Annotated in this window: 19 protein-coding genes; 2 read left to right on the top strand and 17 right to left on the bottom strand. The window is 56.8% G+C overall.

Annotated features, from left to right (window positions below):
• Positions 1–68 precede the first annotated feature (68 nt).
• From der to ndk, 9 genes are all read right to left on the bottom strand, one after another.
• A complete protein-coding gene (gene der / locus SB719_RS14895) occupies positions 69–1553 on the bottom strand; it encodes a ribosome biogenesis GTPase Der (protein WP_065648688.1) in 1485 nt (494 codons plus the stop codon).
• A gap of 174 nt (positions 1554–1727) precedes the next feature.
• On the bottom strand, positions 1728–2909 hold the full coding sequence (gene bamB / locus SB719_RS14900; protein WP_065648687.1) for an outer membrane protein assembly factor BamB: 1182 nt from the start codon (positions 2907–2909) through the stop codon (positions 1728–1730).
• Between the two features lie 19 nt (positions 2910–2928).
• Positions 2929–3546, bottom strand: coding sequence for a YfgM family protein (locus SB719_RS14905; protein ID WP_412159365.1), 618 nt, complete (start codon positions 3544–3546; stop codon positions 2929–2931).
• A gap of 39 nt (positions 3547–3585) precedes the next feature.
• Positions 3586–4860 carry a histidine--tRNA ligase gene (gene hisS, locus SB719_RS14910; protein ID WP_065648685.1) on the bottom strand — a complete coding sequence of 425 codons (1275 nt, stop codon included), beginning with the start codon at positions 4858–4860 and terminating at the stop codon, positions 3586–3588.
• A 107-nt stretch (positions 4861–4967) separates the two neighbouring features.
• Entirely contained in the window at positions 4968–6089 is a 1122-nt protein-coding gene (ispG, locus tag SB719_RS14915; protein WP_065648684.1) for a flavodoxin-dependent (E)-4-hydroxy-3-methylbut-2-enyl-diphosphate synthase, read from the bottom strand.
• Between the two features lie 38 nt (positions 6090–6127).
• Positions 6128–7153, bottom strand: a complete 1026-nt coding sequence (gene rodZ, locus SB719_RS14920; protein ID WP_065648683.1) for a cytoskeleton protein RodZ — start codon at positions 7151–7153, stop codon at positions 6128–6130.
• Positions 7143–7877 carry a type IV pilus biogenesis/stability protein PilW gene (gene pilW / locus SB719_RS14925; protein WP_412159366.1) on the bottom strand — a complete coding sequence of 245 codons (735 nt, stop codon included), beginning with the start codon at positions 7875–7877 and terminating at the stop codon, positions 7143–7145. Before pilW ends, rodZ begins: the two co-directional genes overlap by 11 nt.
• A 72-nt stretch (positions 7878–7949) precedes the next feature.
• A complete protein-coding gene (locus SB719_RS14930) occupies positions 7950–9119 on the bottom strand; it encodes a bifunctional tRNA (adenosine(37)-C2)-methyltransferase TrmG/ribosomal RNA large subunit methyltransferase RlmN (protein WP_065648681.1) in 1170 nt (389 codons plus the stop codon).
• A 187-nt stretch (positions 9120–9306) separates the two neighbouring features.
• Positions 9307–9738 (bottom strand): nucleoside-diphosphate kinase, encoded by a 432-nt coding sequence (gene ndk / locus SB719_RS14935; RefSeq protein ID WP_039379630.1) that lies wholly within the window; start codon positions 9736–9738, stop codon positions 9307–9309.
• A 327-nt stretch (positions 9739–10065) separates the two neighbouring features.
• On the opposite strand from ndk, the gene sseA reads away from it, so the two are divergent.
• Positions 10066–10908 carry a 3-mercaptopyruvate sulfurtransferase gene (gene sseA, locus SB719_RS14940; RefSeq protein WP_412159367.1) on the top strand — a complete coding sequence of 281 codons (843 nt, stop codon included), beginning with the start codon at positions 10066–10068 and terminating at the stop codon, positions 10906–10908.
• Positions 10909–11192: 284 nt separating this feature from the next.
• Here sseA and sseB read toward each other — a convergent pair whose 3' ends face one another.
• The 5 genes from sseB to trmJ form a co-directional block, all read right to left on the bottom strand.
• Positions 11193–11960 (bottom strand): enhanced serine sensitivity protein SseB, encoded by a 768-nt coding sequence (sseB, locus tag SB719_RS14945; protein ID WP_065648680.1) that lies wholly within the window; start codon positions 11958–11960, stop codon positions 11193–11195.
• A 51-nt stretch (positions 11961–12011) separates the two neighbouring features.
• Entirely contained in the window at positions 12012–13298 is a 1287-nt protein-coding gene (gene pepB / locus SB719_RS14950; protein WP_313067021.1) for an aminopeptidase PepB, read from the bottom strand.
• 61 nt (positions 13299–13359) lie between these two features.
• Positions 13360–14532 carry an IscS subfamily cysteine desulfurase gene (locus tag SB719_RS14955; protein ID WP_412159368.1) on the bottom strand — a complete coding sequence of 391 codons (1173 nt, stop codon included), beginning with the start codon at positions 14530–14532 and terminating at the stop codon, positions 13360–13362.
• Positions 14533–14711: 179 nt separating this feature from the next.
• Positions 14712–15209: a Fe-S cluster assembly transcriptional regulator IscR gene (gene iscR / locus SB719_RS14960; RefSeq protein WP_065648677.1), complete on the bottom strand. Its 498-nt coding sequence runs from the start codon at positions 15207–15209 to the stop codon at positions 14712–14714.
• 140 nt (positions 15210–15349) lie between these two features.
• Entirely contained in the window at positions 15350–16093 is a 744-nt protein-coding gene (gene trmJ / locus SB719_RS14965; protein WP_039385614.1) for a tRNA (cytosine(32)/uridine(32)-2'-O)-methyltransferase TrmJ, read from the bottom strand.
• Positions 16094–16214: 121 nt separating this feature from the next.
• On the opposite strand from trmJ, the gene suhB reads away from it, so the two are divergent.
• The gene (suhB, locus tag SB719_RS14970) at positions 16215–17018 is read left to right on the top strand and encodes an inositol-1-monophosphatase (protein ID WP_065648676.1); all 804 of its coding nucleotides are present in this window, start codon (positions 16215–16217) and stop codon (positions 17016–17018) included.
• A gap of 45 nt (positions 17019–17063) precedes the next feature.
• Here the strand turns inward: suhB and SB719_RS14975 are convergent, their stop codons facing one another.
• The 3 genes from SB719_RS14975 to SB719_RS14985 form a co-directional block, all read right to left on the bottom strand.
• Complete coding sequence (locus tag SB719_RS14975) at positions 17064–18077, bottom strand: TIGR04086 family membrane protein (protein ID WP_065648675.1); 1014 nt, start codon at positions 18075–18077, stop codon at positions 17064–17066.
• A gap of 190 nt (positions 18078–18267) precedes the next feature.
• A complete protein-coding gene (locus tag SB719_RS14980; RefSeq protein WP_293006068.1) occupies positions 18268–19242 on the bottom strand; it encodes a nickel/cobalt transporter in 975 nt (324 codons plus the stop codon).
• The gene (locus SB719_RS14985; RefSeq protein WP_304233937.1) at positions 19233–19859 is read right to left on the bottom strand and encodes a DUF1007 family protein; all 627 of its coding nucleotides are present in this window, start codon (positions 19857–19859) and stop codon (positions 19233–19235) included. Before SB719_RS14985 ends, SB719_RS14980 begins: the two co-directional genes overlap by 10 nt.
• Between the last annotated feature and the right edge of the window lie 84 nt (positions 19860–19943).

The following is a 19943-nucleotide window of genomic DNA, read 5'->3' on the forward strand; positions in this document are numbered from 1 at the left end:
ACATCTGCGGTGCTAAGCGGCTGTTAAATCACAGGCAAAAAAAAAGAGCCCGGCGGGCTCTTTTTTAGTTAACGCTTATTCTTCTTCAGGTGCGCCAGCAGACGCTTGCGCTTGCGCTGCTGCGTCGGCGTCAGCAGATTACGTTTGCCGGCATACGGGTTATCACCCTCTTTGAACTGAATACGGATTGGCGTACCCATCACGTTCAGCGAGCGGCGGAAGTAGTTCATCAGATAGCGCTTGTAGGAATCAGGCAGATCTTTTACCTGATTACCGTGAATGACCACGATAGGCGGGTTATAACCACCGGCGTGAGCGTATTTCAGCTTAACGCGACGGCCCCGTACCAGCGGCGGCTGATGATCTTCTGCTGCCATGTTCATAATGCGCGTCAGCATAGAGGTGTTGACGCGTTTGGTTGAGCAGTCGTACGCTTCCGTTACGGATTCAAACAGGTTACCTACGCCGCTGCCGTGCAGCGCCGAGATAAAGTGTACGCGGGCAAAATCGATAAAGCCGAGACGATAATCCAGCGTCTCTTTCACTTCATCTTTCACTTCCTGCGACAGACCATCCCATTTGTTTACAACGATCACCAGCGAGCGTCCGCTGTTGAGAATAAAGCCCAGCAGCGAGAGATCCTGGTCGGAAATACCGGCACGCGCGTCAATCACCAGCATCACGACGTTAGCATCTTCAATCGCCTGCAGGGTTTTAATCACCGAAAACTTCTCAACGGTATCGGTGATCTTGCCACGCTTGCGCACCCCGGCGGTGTCGATCAGGATATACTCCCGCTCGTCACGCTCCATCGGGATATAGATGCTGTCACGCGTCGTGCCCGGCATGTCATAGACCACTACGCGATCTTCACCAAGAATACGGTTAGTGAGCGTTGACTTACCTACGTTAGGACGGCCCACGATAGCCAGCTTAATCGGCAGGCCGGTCGGATCAAACGCCTCTTCCTCTTCAGCCTCTTCGCCATTCTCTTCTGCGGCTAACGCGGCCCAGTAGGCTTCGTTTTCATCCTCTTCGGTGACTTCCTGCGGGTCTGCCACGTCCATCCACGGCAGCAGCGCGGTTTCCAGCAGCGAGGTAACGCCGCGACCGTGCGACGCGGCAATCGGATGAATATCACCCAGACCAAGCGCGTAAAAGTCCAGCACGGCGGCATCGGCATCCAGGCCATCCGTTTTGTTTGCCACGAGGAACGTTGCTTTTTCACGGGAGCGCAGATGATTGGCGATCTGCTGATCTGCCGGCATCACGCCCGCGCGGGCATCCACCATAAACAGCACCACATCCGCTTCTTCAATCGCCAGCAGCGACTGTTCCGCCATGCGGTTTTCCACGCCCTCTTCGGTGCCATCAATACCGCCAGTATCGATAACAATAAATTCGCGCCCTTCCACTTCGGCGCGACCATATTTGCGATCGCGAGTCAGTCCAGGGAAATCGGCCACTAACGCATCACGGGTGCGCGTTAAGCGGTTAAACAGCGTGGATTTCCCCACATTGGGACGCCCAACCAGCGCGACCACAGGTACCATAACACTTGCCTCAGTTTAAAAATGAATCGCCCGAATGGCGTGAGTATAACGACATTTGTCGCCCGCTTCAGGCTTAAGGCGCCTAGAATATCACGCCTGATAAAAAACAGAACGGCTCCTGACGAATCAGGAGCCGCAATTGATGACGGAAGTCCTTTCCCGCACGCTTTGACCTTAACGGCTGATGGCGTAAACCTCGCCACCTTTCGCCTGAATCAGCAGCCTGTCACCGGCAACAACCGGCTCGGTCTGGAAACCGTCGCTGTCCAGCTTCTGCTGCGCCACAAAGCGGCCATCCAGCGTGTTGATCCAGTGTACGTAACCTTCGCTGTCTGCCACCACCAGATAACCGTTGAACAGCACCGGCGCCGTCAGGTTACGGTGCAGCAGATCGCTCTGACGCCACAGCGCCACGCCGCCATCGGCATTAAGCGCAATTACGCGATCGTCCTGATCCACCAGGTAGATGCGTCCGGCATCGACAATCAGATCTTTGACGCCGCCGATTTCGCGCTTCCACATGATCTGACCGGAGCGCAGGTCGAGCGCGGTCAGGTTGCCGTTGTACGCCAGCGCATAGACCACACCGTTCACGATAACCGGCGTAGTGTCGACATCATTCAGACGATCGATTTCCGTCGCACCGCTTGGCTGTGAAATGCGCTGCTGCCAGATCAGCTGACCCTGGTTCAGGATCACCGCGCTGACGCGACCATTATCACCGCCAACGATAGCGCCGCCAAAGGCGACCGCAGGCGCAGACTCGCCGCGCAGCGAGAGCGCCGGCATATCGAGGTTAACGGTCCATTTTACCGCACCGCTGCTCTGGTCCAGACCCTGCAGCATACCGTTACTGGTGTGAACCAGTACCAGGCCATCGCTGACCACCGGACGGGAGAGCGCTTCACCGGCGACTTTGGTCTGCCACGCCAGCGAGCCGTCGCTGCTGTTGAGTGCAAATACCTGCCCGCGCTCGCTGCCAATATAGATCCGATCGCCGCTGGCGGTGACGCCGCCGGAGAGCAGCGCAGAGATGTTTTTCGAGAAGAAACCAGTCTTCTCAGAGAGATCGACTTTCCACTTCTCTTTACCGTTGCTGGCATCCAGCGCCTTTACCACGCCAAAACGGTCGGCAGCGTAAACGGTGCCGTCCAGCCATGCCGGATGCAGGTTGGAGTAGAAATCGCCAATGCCGTCGCCTACTGACGTGCTCCAGACAGTTTCCGGCGTGAACTGATTTTCCACTTTCGGCAGCGGAGCCATCTTCACTACATCTTCTTCGCCGCTGAATAGCGAGCAACCGCTGAGCAGAGTGACGGAAATCAGCCCTGGCAGCAGGTATTTACGTAATTCCATGTGCGCTCTCTTGTCTGGCTTAACTTAAGTTATCTATTTTCATCTGCAGCATCTGCTTCAGTGCCGGAGAAGCCTGCGAACCTGCGCCTTTACTCCAGGCATCGCGCGCGCCCTGCTTGTCGCCTTTGCTCAGCAGCGCTTCACCGCGAATATCGGCCACGATAGCGCTCCAGCCGTCACCCTTGACGTTATCCAGGGTTGTCAGGGCGGCATCAGCCTGCTTCTGCTGCAGCTGAATACGCGCCAGACGCAGATTAATAACCGCCTGCAGATTGGCATCTTTGGTGTCGCTCAACCCTTTCTGCAGCAGCGCAATCGCTTTATCAAGCTGGCTGGTCTCAACGTACTGTTTCGCCAGGTCCAGCGCGGCCAGCGCACCATAGGTATTGCTGTTTTCGCTGGCGAAGCTGGCAACAGCCTCCAGGCTTTCGGGTTTATCTGCCTGCATCACGCTGGTGAGCTGCTGATACTGCGCTGACACGGCTTTACCGGCGTTGTCCTGCTGTGAGCTCCAGTAGCGCCAGCCGCCCAGCGCCGCAATCCCTACTACCACGCCAATCGCCAGCGCTTTGCCGTTATCGGCAAAAAAGCGACGCAGCGCATCAACCTGTTCATTCTCGTTGCTGTAAACTTCCACGCAATCCCTCTCCTTAAAATGGCTGTTGCCGCGTGCTGCTTACTGCAGCAGCGTCTGCAACGTCGCAGCGGCGTCCTGCTGAGCCAGCGTCTGCTGGTCGCCGGTGCGCAGATCTTTAATCACCACCTGACCCGCTTTCACTTCATCCTCACCGAGCACCAGCGCAATGCGTGCGCCCCATTTATCTGCACGGGCAAACTGCTTCTTAAAGTTGCCGCCGCCGAAGTTGGTCATCAGCTTCAGCGCCGGGTTCGCATCACGCAGCGTTTCCGCCAGCTGCATAGCCGCAGACTGAACGCCCTGCCCTGAAGCGATAACATAGACATCGACAACCCGCGTCGGTTCAAATTCAGGATTCACCGCCTGCACCAGCAGCACCAGCCGCTCCAGGCCCATGGCAAATCCTACCGCTGGCGTGGCACGTCCGCCCAGCTGTTCGACCAGGCCATCATAACGCCCGCCGCCGCATACGGTACCCTGCGAGCCGAGGCTGCTGGTGACCCACTCAAAAACAGTGCGGTTGTAGTAGTCGAGACCACGAACCAGACGCTGGTTAATGCGATAGCGAATACCGGCATCATCCAGCAGCGCGCAGAGCCCGGTGAAATGGGCACGCGACTCTTCATCAAGAAACTCACCCAGCGTTGGCGCATCATTCAGCAGCGCCTGAATCTCCGGGTTTTTGCTGTCCAGCACGCGCAGCGGATTGGTGTACATACGGCGTTTGCAATCGTCGTCCAGCACATCCTGATGCTGCTCCAGAAACGCCACCAGCGCACTGCGATAGTCTGCACGCGCCGCCAGAGAGCCGATGGAGTTCAGCTCCAGTTCAACGTGATCGGCGATGCCCAGCGCTTTCCACCAGCGAGCGGTCATCATGATCAGCTCAGCATCAACATCCGGTCCCTGCAGGCCAAATACTTCGACGCCCATCTGATGAAACTGGCGATAGCGCCCTTTCTGCGGACGCTCATAGCGAAACATCGGTCCGACATACCAGAGGCGCTGCTCCTGGTTATAGAGCAGGCCATGTTCAATGCCGGCACGCACGCAGCCCGCAGTGCCTTCCGGACGCAGCGTCAGGCTCTCGCCGTTGCGATCTTCAAAGGTGTACATCTCTTTTTCAACCACATCGGTGACTTCACCAATGGCGCGGCTGAACAGTGGGGTATGCTCGACGATTGGCAGACGGATTTCACTGTAGCCATAGCTGGCCAGCACCTGCTTCAGGGTGCCCTCGATACGCTGCCAGATTGCGGTATCGGCTGGCAGGAAGTCGTTCATCCCGCGAATCGCTTGAATATTCTTCGCCACGTTAAAATCTCTTAATACAAAAAAACCTGTCCGGCATCATACCTTATGAGGATGAAACCGCACAGGTTCATTCATAAACTGGTACGCGCCGGGCGCGTACCGCCTGATTATTTTTCCAGCTGCTGCACGCTGATGCGGCGGCTCTCATCCAGCATGGATGCCTTGGCCCGAATGCGCGCTTCCAGCTGATCGATCATGTCATCGTTGTCGAGACGATCGCGCTGACGAACGCCATCTTCATAGAAACCGCTTTTCTTGCTGCCACCGGTGACGCCCAGCGTCGACACGGTCGCTTCGCCCGGACCGTTGACCACGCAGCCAATAATGGAGACGTCCATCGGCGTAATAATATCTTCCAGCCGTTCTTCCAGTGCGTTTACGGTACCGATCACGTCAAACTCCTGACGTGAACAGGTCGGACAGGCGATAAAGTTGATCCCGCGCGCACGGATACGCAGCGATTTCAGGATGTCGTAGCCAACCTTCACCTCTTCTACCGGATCGGCCGCGAGTGAAATACGCAGCGTGTCACCGATACCTTCTGCCAGCAGCAGACCGAGGCCGATGGCCGATTTCACCGCGCCGGCACGCGCGCCGCCCGCTTCGGTGATCCCGAGATGCAGTGGCTGATCAATCGCTTTCGCCAGCAGGCGGTAAGACTCTACGGCCAGAAATACGTCAGAGGCTTTAACGCTGACTTTGAACTGATCAAAGTTCAGGCGATCAAGATGATCGACATGGCGCATAGCGGATTCCAGCAGCGCCTGCGGCGTGGGTTCGCCATACTTTTCCTGCAGATCTTTCTCCAGCGAACCGGCATTCACCCCGATACGAATCGGGATGTTATAGTGGCGAGCGCAGTCCACTACCTGACGAATACGTTCGTTGTTGCCGATGTTGCCCGGATTGATACGCAGGCAGTCGACGCCATATTCTGCCACTTTGAGGGCGATACGGTAGTCAAAGTGAATATCCGCTACCAGCGGCACGTTGACCTGTTGCTTAATCAGTTTAAAGGCTTCCGCCGCGTCCATGGTTGGCACCGAGACGCGTACGATATCCACACCCACACGCTCCAGCGCGCGGATCTGGTTAACCGTGGCTTCCACGTCGGTGGTGCGGGTGTTGGTCATGGACTGAACGGCGATGGGTGCACCATCGCCGACTGGCACCTTGCCGACGTAAATACGCGTTGATTTGCGACGGATAATGGGTGCTTCGTTATGCATATTTTCTCTCCACAATTCCCCGGAAAGCGCGCTGCGCGTTATTGCGCACCCAGCGTCAGACGGGCAACCTGGTTATTACGGATAAAACGACTTAAATCAACGGGCTGATTCTGATATTGCACGTCAACCGCGCGCGGTGCGCCAATTTTCAGACGATACGGAGGTGTGCCGGAGAGGCTGAGCTTGCCGCCGCTGCGCTGTATCCCGCTGAACAGTTTCTTGCCGGTTGCATCGCTGACTTCCAGCCAGCAGTCGGCTTTGAAATTCATGACGACAGCATTGGGATCGCCTGCGGGCTGGCTGACAGCAGCATTCGCCGTTGGCATGCTGCCGGCCGCAACGCTGTTGGCCGGTGCCGGCGAGGTGGCCGCTGGCGGCGTGTTATCAACCGGCGCCTGCGACGGAGACACCACCGCGTTGTCGCCCGCGGCGGCAGAAGAGGCCGCCGGCGCGCTAGCGCTGTTATCCGCGCTGCCTGCGGTGCTGCTGCTCTGGGACGTCACTGCCCCTGCCCCGTTATCAACCGGCGTGCCCGCGGCATTGGTGTCGCTGTCACTCATGCTATCCGTGCTGGTATCGCCCAGCGGGATAGACTGACCGCTGTCGCTGCTGCCGTTCTGATCGGCCATCGAGACCAGATCGTCCTGTGAGGCCTTATGATTCTGCCACCACCAGGCGCCGGTCAGGCCGATAACAACAAACGCCACCAGCCAGGTAAAGATCATCAGCCAGCCATCGCGCTTTTTGCGGCGCTTGCCCAGCGAGAAGCTCTGCATCGGCGCAATTTTAGCTGCGCGCACCGGTGCCTGCTTCGCCATCATCGGCAGCAGATCGTCTTCCGGTACATGAACCAGACGGGCATAGGAACGAATGTAACCGCGCAGAAAAGTCGACGCGAGATCGGCCGGCGACTTATCCTCTTCAATGTCCCGCACGGTGGAAAGTTTCAGGCACAGGCGCTCAGCGACGTTTTGCTGCGTCAGCCCCATCTGCTCACGGGCCAGACGCAGGCGTTCACCTGTGGAATGTACTGCAGAGTTTTCTTGAGTGGCTTCAGTATTCATTAGCTAAATAACGCTGGTACTGTATCGATTGTGGAAAACTTCGCGCCAACCGGTCGCCATAACGTGTAACGTCAGCAGCGTTTCCCTGTTGCGCGGCGAAACGTATCTGTAACCACAGGCTCTCTGCCGTTGCGGGCAGACGCTGATGGTAGAGTTCTAAAAGCACGGAAAGCCTGTTTCCTGCCGGCTGCATCAGCTGCCGTTCACCCTCCTCCAGCAGCCAGTTTCCCTGCTCAGGTGCGGTTTTCAGCGCCTGCAGCAGCAGTTTGCGCCCGGCGGCCTCATTGCCCGCCTGCAGATAACAATAGCCTGAAATCAGAAGGACATCCTGACGGGCATCGCTCTCTGGTGCCGCATTTGCCAGCTTAAACTGTTGATGCGCTTCGCCATACTGCCCTAATCCGCAGAGAAACGCACCGTAATTGTTAGCGACATAACCATTAGCGGGCGCTAACTGTTGTGCCCGCTGGTAGTACCGGCGTGTCTGTACACTATTCTGCTGCGCCTGAGCGACCCGCGCCAGCGCCAGGGGCACACGATAATCTTCAGGAGCAACGCGCTGCGCCTGCAGCAGATTGCGTTCAGCAGCGGCTAGATTGTTCGCTGCCAGATAGTGCAGTCCCAGCTGCAGACGAATATCTGCTGCGCGATGCGATGGCGAGCCAGTGACACACCCGGTTACAACAAAGCCAGCCACCACGGCGATCCCTAATCCTTTTAACATAGCGCTCTCCCTGCGAATAAACCGGGAGAGTGCCATGCATTACGCCCGCAGCGAATCTGCGGGCGTGCGGTTTCAGATCGCCTTCACAGAGATAGCGTCACCTGCCATCTTTTTACGCAGCGTACGCTTGGTACGGTCGATCACATCGCCCGCCAGCTGACCGCAGGCAGCATCAATGTCATCACCACGGGTTTTACGCACAATGGTGGTAAAGCCATAATCCATCAGCACTTTGGAGAAGCGATCGATACGGCTGTTGGAGCTGCGGCCATACGGTGCGCCCGGGAAGGGGTTCCATGGGATCAGGTTGATTTTGCAGGGTGTCTCCTTCAGCAGCGCTGCCAGCTCATGCGCATTGTCAGTGCTGTCATTGATATGATCCAGCATCACATACTCAATGGTCACGCGGCCCTGATTCGCATTCGATTTGCCGATATAGCGCTTCACCGCGGCCAGGAAGGTTTCAATGTTGTACTTTTTGTTGATCGGCACGATCTCATCACGGATCGTATCGTTTGGAGCGTGCAGCGAGATCGCCAGCGCCACGTCGATCATATCGCCAAGCTTATCCAGCGCGGGTACAACGCCTGAAGTTGAGAGCGTGACGCGACGTTTGGAGAGGCCAAAGCCAAAATCATCCAGCATAATATCCATCGCCGGCACGACGTTGTTCAGGTTGAGCAGCGGCTCACCCATGCCCATCATTACCACGTTGGTGATGGGACGCTGGCCGGTCACTTTCGCGGCGCCAATAATTTTGGCCGCGCGCCACACCTGACCAATAATTTCGGAAACGCGCAGGTTGCGGTTAAAACCCTGCTGCGCCGTGGAGCAGAATTTGCACTCCAGCGCACAGCCCACCTGAGAGGAGACGCATAGCGTGGCGCGCTCCGCTTCCGGAATATAGACCGTCTCCACCAGCTGATCGCCTACGCGAATCGCCCATTTAATGGTGCCGTCGCTGGAGCGCATCTCTTCCGCTACTTCCGGCGCGCGGATCTCTGCGCGCTGCATCAGCTTGCCGCGCAGCACTTTGTTGATATCCGTCATCTGCTCGAAATCGTCGCAGCAGTAGTGGTAAATCCACTTCATGACCTGATCGGCACGGAACGGCTTCTCGCCCATTTCGATAAAAAATTCGCGCATCTGCTGGCGGTTCAGATCAAGCAGATTAATTTTTTCGTTTTTAGGAGAAACCACGGCGGGAGACGCGGCAGCTGGCGTCACAATCTGTTCGGACATAATAATCTCTGGCCTCGTTGTTACACGTTACGGCTCTGGTTAGGAAAGAAGAAAAAACAGCGCCCCGGCTGAGCCAGGCTCAACAGGGGCGCATTATTGTACTATAACTGCAGCACGATGCCAGGGTAACCGTTTTACGCCGAGGTAAAAGGTGTAAACTCCCCTGTCCGCTTCAGCTGCAATGCACTTAGCGGGTGCGCGCGCAGACTTCGTTTTCAGCGAAGAAGTAAGCGATTTCACGGGCAGCAGACTCTGCAGAGTCAGAACCGTGGGTCGCGTTTTCGGTGAAGCTGTCTGCGTAATCTGCACGCAGGGTGCCTGCCAGTGCGTTGTCCGGGTTGGTCGCACCCATCAGGTCACGGTGACGCTGAACGGCATTTTCGCCTTCCAGAACAGAAACCACTACCGGGCCAGAGGTCATGAACTCAACCAGACCATCAAAGAATGGACGGCCTTTGTGCTCAGCATAGAAGCCTTCAGCCTGCTCTTTGGTCAGGTGCAGCATTTTTGCGCCAACGATTTTGAAGCCCGCGCTCTCAAAACGGTTGTAGATAGCACCGATAACGTTCTTAGCAACGGCGTTTGGTTTGATGATGGAGAAAGTACGTTCGATTGCCATGATTACCTCTGAATTAGCATCCTGAATAAACCGGGAACCCTCTCCCGGTAAGAAAAACGCGCCGATTATAGGGAGATCGACGCGTGTTGCCTATGAGTGATTGGTGGAATTATTGAAAATAATTACTTTTTGCTGGTGCAGGCCGCACAGTAATGCGCCGGTCTGGCGTTCTGCCGCGGTTTAGCCGCGTGTGCCACAGACCCGACACAGGCAGCAGACTATGTGGCGTAATTTCATCCTGAGGTGCTCACTTTCGCCATTACGGGCTTGAGATAGCCTGCACATTCCCGGAGACTGGCTTTTTCCCCGATAAGAGAGAAGATGGCAATGACGGCTCCCCTGTTTGTATCTGCTGAGTGGCTGCATGAGCACTGCGATGATGAAGAAGTCCAGGTGCTGGATGCGCGTATGGTTCCGCCGGGTCAGGATGCAGTGCGCGATATCACCGCAGAGTATCTGGCCAGTCACCTGCCGCAGGCAGCTTTCTTTAATATTGAAGCGCTTTCCGATCACACCAGCCCTTACCCGCATATGATGCCCCGTCCTGAAAGTTTTGCCGTCGCAATGCGCGAACTGGGCGTGGTGCAGGATAAGCACCTGATTGTGTATGACGAGGGTAACCTCTTCTCTGCCCCACGCGCCTGGTGGATGCTGCGTACTTTTGGTTGCGAACGGGTTTCCATTCTGGCAGGCGGCCTGCAGGGCTGGAAAGCCGCAGGTTTCGCTACGGCAGAGGGTCCGGTAACGCTGCCGGAAGGAGACTTTACGGCACACATGGACAGCAGCCAGGTGAAACGACTGAACGATGTGCTGCTGCTCAGCCATGAGGGAGGCGCGCAGATTGTAGACGCACGCGCGGCAAACCGCTTTAACGCTGAGGTAGATGAGCCGCGTCCCGGCCTGCTGCGCGGACATATTCCGCACAGCCTTAATCTGCCGTGGAACAGTCTGGTGGAAAACGGCGCGCTGAAACCCGATGCTGAACTGCGCCAGCAGTTTGCTCAGGCAGGAGTGGCGCTGGACCGGCCCATTGTTGCCAGCTGCGGCTCGGGCGTAACGGCGGTAGTCCTGATTCTGGCACTGACGGCGCTGGGCGTGCGTGATGCAACGCTGTATGACGGTTCCTGGGGTGAATGGGGCAGCCGCGACGATTTACCGATCGAAAAATAGTCACCTGCCCGAAGCCAGGGCGCCATGAATGGCGCCCCTGTGGGGGATTTCGCACCTGATGCGTACTGCGTACCCGCCTGAAACCAGGGCGCCATGAATGGCGCCCCTACAGAAGATTTTGCACCCATCCCCGTAGGGGGCGCATTAATGCGCCCCGTGTTACGTGTGATTTCAGAGCCATACGCATTAATGCGCCCCGTGTTACGTGTGATTTCAGAGCCATACGCATTAATGCGCCCCGTATGACGTGCGGCACGGGAGCCATACGCATCAGCATGCGATGGTTAAATGATGCGCTGGCTGCCTTTGAAATCACGCAAAAAGCTGCCCCAGCGCCGCTCATAGAACGGGGTGATATGTGCGGTAAAAAAGTGGCTGACGCCCTGCTGTCCGGCATCCACTTCACAGATATCAATGGGCGCATCATCAGCCAGCGTATCGGTTGCCACGCTGCCTGCTGCCTGAATTATCTCATCAATATCACTGTCAGCTTCAATACCAATCAGCAGATTGGGCGCCTCCGTCATGCTTTCCCGCAGGCTGGCAATATAGGCGCGGCGCACCTGCTTATATTTAGCAAACAGCCGGGTCAGGGAGTCGATCATCTGTGCCGGCGGTTCAGCCACCTCAGATAACAGCAGCGCATGACCGCCCTCCAGCACGGTTTGCTGGCTCAGCGCACTCCCCTCTTCACCCAGCAGATGCGCGATCTCACCAGGGGTAAACTCTTTACCGGCTGGTAATTTCGGGTTCAGAAACAGCGTTTCACCCAGCGTCATCTCAAACAGCGTACGCGCCGGCAGCCGCAGCCACGGCTGCTCATCCGCTATCGCCTCGCGCATCGCCGCCTCAGAGCTGAAGAACGGGATCACGCTGCCGCCTCCCTCTTTCTCCCAGTGCTGTAACTCGACGGGCGAAGTCGCATTAAACTGTTCAGCCGGGCTTTCACCTGGCACCCAGACATCCGCAGCCAGCAGCAGCTGAAAAAACTCCGGGCGATGCGCCGGCTCGGTGGCGGCCAGCTTCAGCACCTCTTCAAGACGATTACTCATGCGTGTTTCATTCCAAAAAAGCGGGCAGGAGAGAGCCTGCCCGGGGCGGGATTATTTCAGTAACAGGTTGGCAAGCGTGCGCACGCCGAGTCCGGTTGCGCCCGCTGACCACTGATCCACCGCGCTTTTGCGATAGGTTGCGGAGCAGTCGATATGCAGCCAGCCTTGCTGATATTTTTCAACAAACCATGAGAGGAACGCTGCCGCGCTGCTGGCACCGGCGGCGTGAGCCGGGCTGGCGATGTTGTTGAGATCGGCAAAATTTGACGGCAGATGGCTGCGGTGGAACTCCGCCAGCGGCAGACGCCAGAACGCCTCGTTTTCGCCAGTGGCGCTGCCCAGCAGCGACTCAGCCAGTACGTCATCGAAGGTAAACAGCGCGTGATAGTCGTTGCCGAGTGCCGTTTTGGCGGCGCCGGTCAGCGTGGCAGCATCAATCAGCAGTTCCGGCTGCTGCGCACTGGCGTCAATCAGGCCATCTGCCAGCACCAGACGCCCTTCGGCATCGGTATTCATCACTTCAACGGTTTTACCATTGCGATAGCGGATAATGTCGCCGAGACGAAACGCATTGCCGCTGACCATATTATCGGCGCAGCAGAGATAGAGTTTTACGCGCTTCGTCAGCCCGCGGGCAATCGCCAGCGCCAGTGCGCCGGTAACGGTCGCTGCACCGCCCATATCGGACTTCATGGAGTCCATAAAGGCGCTCTGCTTCAGGCTGTAGCCGCCGGTATCAAAGGTGATCCCTTTACCGACCAGACAGGCGTAAACCGGCGCATCTGCGTCACCGGTCGGGTTAAAGTCAAGCGTCAGCAGCACCGGCGCGCGCGATGAGCCGCGGCCTACGGTGTGGATCCCGCTGTACCCCTGCTCACGCAGATCTTCACCTTTGGTAATGCGATAGCTGACGGCATCGCCGCCTGCTTCTCTGATCAGATCGATAGCGCTGTGCGCCAGCTGCTCCGGACTCAGGTCTTCCGCGGGCAGGTTAATGGTATCGCGCACCCAGTCTACAATCTGCAAGCGCCGATCGAACTCAGCACGATCGTTCTCGCTGAGCGGCGGCCATTCAACCTGACGCTTTCCTTTCGGGCTGCGATAGCCCTGCCAGAATGCCCAGCACTTCTCCAGATCCCAGTCGTCACCGCACAACGCGACGTGGCGGATCCCCTGGCTGTCGAGCTTGCGCGCCGCACGCTGAATCGTCAGCAGAGCATCGGTGCCCGTGAGGTGCAGCGTCATACCACTCTCAGTGCTGCTTAGCAGCGCTTTTTCGCCCCAGCGCGCATCAGCGGGCTGAGCGCTAAGCGTAATATTCATCGGTTGTGTTGTCATCGCGTCGCTCCGTTTACGTTTGGTCTCATTTCCGCGCCAGACCGGCGCAGAGTGGCATGGATCAGCGGGCCGCTGCCGGGGCAACGGCCTGCATCCGGCTGACAGCTTTATTGACCAGCGCAATGGCGTAGTCAATCTCCTCCTGCGTGGTGAAGCGTCCGAGCGAAAAGCGCAGCGAACTGTAGGCCAGTTCCGGCTCAACGCCCATGGCGCGCAGCACGTACGAAGGTTCCAGGCTCGCCGAGGTGCAGGCAGAGCCGGACGAAAGCGCCAGATCTTTCAGCGCCATAATCAGCGTTTCACCCTCAACCTGCGCAAAGCTGATGTTGAGGATGTTTGGCGCGCTGTGCGCCAGTGTACCGTTGAGCTGTACGCCGCTCAGCTGGCTGCTGATGCCCTGCCAGAGTCGCTGACGCAGCGTGGCGAGTCGCGCCATCTCCTCAGCCATCACCTCGCCTGCCAGCGCATAGGCTTCACCCATGCCGACAATCTGATGTACCGGCAGCGTGCCGGAACGCATACCGCGCTCATGTCCGCCGCCGTGCATCTGCGCATCAATTTTTACCTGCGGATTACGGCGCACCCAGAGGGCACCGATGCCTTTGGGTCCGTAGAGCTTATGCGCCGAAAACGACATCAGATCTACCGGCAGCGTACTGACGTCAAGCGCCAGCTTGCCCACACTCTGCGTGGCATCGACGTGGAACAGAATGTCACGTGCGTGACAGAGCGCGCCCAGCGCCGCAATATCCTGAATGACGCCCGTCTCATTGTTGACGTGCATCAGCGACACCAGCACGGTATCGTCGCGCAGCGCGGCAGCCAGCATAGCCGGTGTGACAATGCCGTCACTGCCGGGCGTCAGCCAGGTAATGTCAAACCCTTCGCGGGCCAGCTGCTGGCAGCTATCGAGTACCGCTTTATGTTCTGTCTGGCTGGTAATGATATGCCGTCCGCGCGCCTGACGGGCGTGTGCTGCCCCTTTAATGGCCAGGTTGTCCGCTTCGGTTGCCCCGGAAGTAAAGACAATTTCACGCGGGTCGGCGTTAACCAGCGCCGCAACCTGATTGCGGGCAACATCCACGGCCTCTTCGGCCTGCCAGCCAAAACGGTGGGAACGGGATGCAGGGTTACCGAAGGTGCCATCCAGCGTCAGACACTGCATCATTCTGCTGGCGACCCGTGGATCCACAGGCGTAGTCGCTGCGTAATCCAGGTAGATCGGTAATTTCATGGCGCTGTAACTCCGTAAAATAAAACACAGGTCTTTATAGCATGATTCAGCCTGCGGAGAGTAAACCGGTCATGCGGCCGGTAGCAGAAGCGCTAACAGCACAAAGCCCCGGGGGCTTAATCGCTAAGCGCCCGGGGCTTTGTAAAAAGTCAGTTTTCAGTCAGGCAATGCGATTGCGATCAGGCACGCAGATTAACGTTGATGGTTTCCTGCACGCGATGCTGCTGAAAACGACGGTTATCCACGCTGTTCTGACGGTCAGCAACATCCAGGATTTCCTGATTATTCACCAGCTCAGCCAGCGAGATATTATTCAGGAAATCGCTGATGCGCTCGCTGAGATCGCGCCACAGCACGTGAGTCAGGCAGCGTTCACCACCCTGACAGCCCTCTTTGCCCTGACATTTCGTGGCATCCACCGACTCATCCACCGCGGTGATCACTGCACCTACTGCGATCGCACTGGCCTCTTTGCCCAGCAGATAACCGCCACCCGGGCCGCGCACGCTGGCGACCAGGCCATGCTTACGCAGACGTGAAAACAGCTGTTCCAGATAGGAGAGTGATATCCCCTGACGCTCGGAAATATCCGCCAGCGGTACCGGTCCCTCGTGCGAATGCAGGGCCACGTCCAGCATAGCGGTAACGGCATAGCGTCCTTTGGATGTCAGTCTCATAGCGTAAAACCTCGTCGGCGTCCGCCCTTGCGCAGGCGGGTTATCAGTGGAATGTCAGTCAGCGCAGTCTGCCATTCCCGAGTATTTTGGTCAACTATTTAACCGAGTAATTTACTCAACTATTTAACCTGGCGTTTTACTCAACTATTACCCTTATCACCTTTGGGTTTTTCAAAGGAGGAGAGCATGCCGCGCAGAATATTCAGCTCATCGCGTTCCGGACGCGCACGCGTATAGAGGCGACGCAGCTTGCTCATCACCTGGCTCGGTGTGCCGGTACGGATAAAGCCGCTCTCCAGCATCATCTGTTCGATATGCTGATAAAAGCGTTCCAGATCGTCCACCAGCGGATAAGGTGAGGCTTCATATTCCGGCTGCGGGGCCGCTTTTTCCTGCGCATCCAGCCACGCCATACGGACTTCATACGCGATGATCTGCACCGCCATCGCCAGATTCAGCGAGCTGTACTCCGGGTTGGCCTGAATGGCTACGTGATAGTGACACTTCTGCAGCTCATCGTTGGTCAGTCCGACACGCTCACGACCAAACACCAGCGCGACCGGTGCCTGCTGCCCCTCCTCCACGCTCTTGATGCCGCACTCGCGTGAATTCAGCATTGGCCACGGCAGCGATCGTGAACGGGCGCTGGTGCCGACCACCAGACTGCAGCCGGCGATCGCCTCATCCAGCGTATCAACAATGCGGGCGTTGCCAATCACGTCGCTGGCACCCGCCGCCAGAGAAATCGCCTGCGAGTCAGGTTTAACCAGCGGATTCACCAGATAAAGGTTGCTTAACCCCATGGTTTTCATGGCGCGGGCAACAGAACCCATGTTGCCGGTGTGGGACGTTTCAACCAGTACAATTCGGATATTTTGCAGCATAATTATGAGCGGGTGAGAAAATGATGGCGCGCATCCTAACATAAATGCAGGACATTTGCTGAACACGCTGTTATACTCCGCGCCGTTTTCCCCGTTCTTTAACATCCAGCGAGAGATACCGATGCATCCGATGCTCAACATCGCCGTGCGCGCAGCGCGCAAGGCCGGAAATTTAATTGCCAAAAATTACGAAACCCCGGACGCTGTCGAAGCCAGCCAGAAAGGCAGCAACGACTTCGTTACGAATGTTGACCGCGACGCAGAACGCCTGATTATCGAAGTGATTCGTAAATCTTACCCACAACATACCATCATCACCGAAGAGAGCGGTGAGCTGGCGGGTGAGGATCAGGACATTCAATGGGTAATCGATCCGCTGGATGGCACCACCAACTTCATCAAACGTCTGCCACACTTCTCCGTCTCTATTGCCGTGCGCATTAAAGGCCGTACTGAAGTGGCCGTGGTTTACGATCCAATGCGTAATGAACTCTTCACTGCCGTACGCGGTCAGGGTGCACAGCTGAATGGCTATCGTCTGCGCGGCAGCAACGCCCGCGATCTGGATGGCACTATCCTGGCAACCGGCTTCCCGTTCAAGGTCAAGCAGCACGCTACGCCGTATATCAACATTGTTGGCAAACTGTTTACCCAGTGCGCAGACTTCCGTCGCAGCGGTTCAGCGGCGCTGGATCTGGCTTATGTGGCAGCAGGCCGCGTAGATGGTTATTTTGAGATTGGCCTGAAGCCATGGGATTTTGCCGCGGGCGAACTGCTGGTACGTGAGGCTGGCGGTCTCGTTACCGACTTCACCGGCAACCACGGTTACCTGCACTCAGGTAATCTTGTAGCCGGTAACCCGCGCGTTGTGAAAGCCATGCTGGCTAACATGCGCGAAGAGCTGAGCGAAGCGCTGAAGCGCTAAGCAAAAAAAAGGCGGCCCACGGGCCGCCTTTTTTGAAGGTACGGATTAACGACGTTCGTGCGTTAACACCTGACGTGGCTGAGTGCGGCGACCCACACCACCCAGAATCGCGGCCAGTACGGCTTCGATAATCAGCATGATGAAGGTAAACCAGCTTGCTTTCGCTGTAGCAGCGGCAGCCTGTTCTGCAGCTTCACGCGCTTTTTGCTCCGCTTCCTGCTTCAGCTGCTGATACTTCTGCATTGCCTGCTGATAGCTCTGCTCTGCCTGGTTAACAATCTGCTCTGCTTCCTGATCGCTCTTACCGGTACGCGCTTTGATGATATTTTTCAGCGCATCGCGATCAGCAGCCTGCAGCGTATCAGAATGACGGCTCAGCACACCTTTAAACCAGTTGCTCAGATCGGCATCCGCATTCTGCGGATTTTGTGCCGTATTTTTTGCCTGATTTTCAGCGTTGTTTGCTTCGCTATTTGCATCCTGCTGCAGATTTTCTGGCTGTAATTCCTGCTTGCCGGTCTGGCGCAGCGTGGTTTCCAGCTCATTCTGCAGATCGTCGAGGTTAATATTATTTTCCTGCAGTTTCTCTTTCGCCATATTGGTTAGCGAAGGCGCAACAGAAGAAATACCATTACCCAGTGCGTTTACACCTGAACCCAGAATATTAAAGGCGCCGCCAATAATACCGCTCGCCAGTGAAAAGGCCAGCCACAGAGTAATAAGCGTGCTGACACCAAACATCAGTAAACCATGCAGTGCACCTTCACGCTGTGCCAGACGGCCGGCGATATAGCTACCTACCGCCATTGCAATCAGCATGCTGGCACCGGTCCAGATCAGTGCGCCCGTGCCAAGATGCTCCAGAGGATTCTGCTCCTGCTGCGGATCAATGGTCGTGGCACCAATTGCCGTTCCTAATACTCCCAGTAATATATGAACAATAAGCGCAGCAATAACCCCTGCAAATATTGCACTCCAGGAAATGCGCTTTAACGGCAGGCCCGTATGTGTATCGGTCACGGTATCCGTGATGCCATTATGAGTCCGGATTTCAGGCATGGTATTTTCCTCGCAAAAACGACGACTGATAAAAGTTTATTTTAAAAAAGTAAATTCTCAGCTGATGTCATTTAGCGTAGACAGAGAATGCTAATTACACCAGCGCCGGGCAGCAGGATATTTTTCTCAGACAGAAGAAGCGTAAACATCCGGGCGATTACACGCGTCCGGATGTTTATTATGGAGCACGTTAAAAAGGTCGCAGGCCGCCGCCGGCAGCGGGTAGTGCACTCTGCCACAAAAGCAGTCCGGCCAGAATCAGTGCGATGGCGCCCAGTAACATCAATAGCGCTATCAGGATGGCGGTTCGTTTTTGATCCGATGCTGACCGGCTCACCCTGGCGGCCAGCAGGCGTGAACGCTGAACCACAATGCCCAGCAGCGAGACCGTCAGTGCGGTACCCAGCGCCATCGCCAGCGCGGCGGCCACGCCCCACAGATAGACATTAATCACTTTCGCGAATAACAGCATCATCAGCGCTCCGGAACAGGGGCGCAGCCCCATTGAGAGCACCAGCAGCAGCTGCGTCCTGACGTCCACCGCCTGTGCCAGCTGACGCGCATCCGGCACATGCGCATGACCACACGCGCAACCTGCCTCATGCTGATGCTGCGGATGTACCGCGTGGATCTGCCCGCCTGCTGCCGGACGCAGGGCTGACCGCAGCGATTGCACGGCACGCCAGCCCAGCCACCCACCCAGCGCTATCACCAGCAGATAACTCCCTTTTTCCAGCCAGTAGCTGCTGAGATGAAGCTGGCGCGATGAGGTCTGCAGTACCACCAGCATCAGCGTGACCAGAGCGACCGCCACACCGCCCTGCAGCAGTGCAGCCAGCAGAGTCAGCCGGATGCTGGTGCGTAACTGTGTCGGGTGCGTCGCTAAAAAAGTGGCGATCACCACTTTACCGTGTCCCGGCCCCAGCGCGTGCAGCACGCCATACGCCAGGCTCAGCAGCAATAATGTTAGCCCTGCCTGATGTGGCTGTGCCGCCACCTGCTGCAGCAGCTGTGTCATTGCCTGATTAAGCACTTTTTGCCAGAGTACACTCTGCAGCAGGATCTGCGGCCAGGCGTGCCAGAGCAGCATCGCGACCAGCAGCAGCATTACGGCGGCGGGCAGCGGCCAGCGACGCCGGACTGAAAGCGAGGTATTCAGCGACATATCAGCGTCACCGTCTGAGCAAACTGTCGGCCCAGATCCATCTCTTCCGGCGGCGCGTCAGCTTTATCCAGCGAGAGCGCATACTGCTGCAGCGAAGCATCCGGCTGGGGTGTAGTCAGTGCCAGCTGGCAGTGCGCCTTTACATTCTCATCCATGGCAATATCCTGCGCATTCTCATACTGCATATCAACAAAGTAGCTGGGGTCAAACGTCAGCATACGATAACGCTTTCCGGCCAGCGGCTGCGGCTCGCCCAGCGGCATAATAAATTCCAGTACGGCCTTATGTCCGTTACGCGACAAATGATACTCCTGTGGCAGATTGAGAAATTTCACCCGCGTTTTCGCTTGCCACAGCTCGGTAAAATAGTGCTGGCCCAGCACGTTAGCCATGACCTGAGCCGCCAGCTTTTTCCATACCACGTCACCCGGTTCAGCATTTCCGGCGTCATACAGCAGGTCAGCGGAGGTTATTTCATCCATCGTCCAGACCATTTTTATGCCGGTCAGCCGATCGTTTTCGCCTGTCAGCTCTGCTTTCATCGCAATAAAACTGTGCGGATGACAGGCACCTGCAGCGGAGAAAAACAGCGTAACCAGTAAAAGCGCAATTTTCATATGTTATAAAGTAACAATTTATAAGGTAAAGGTTTACGTGGTCCGAAAAAAACTGTGACCCGCCCTGAAGCTCTGAGTAAAAGT

The sequence above is a fragment of the Pantoea sp. SIMBA_079 genome (assembly GCF_046940275.1).
In the GTDB taxonomy this organism is placed as follows: Bacteria; Pseudomonadota; Gammaproteobacteria; order Enterobacterales; family Enterobacteriaceae; genus Pantoea; species Pantoea borealis.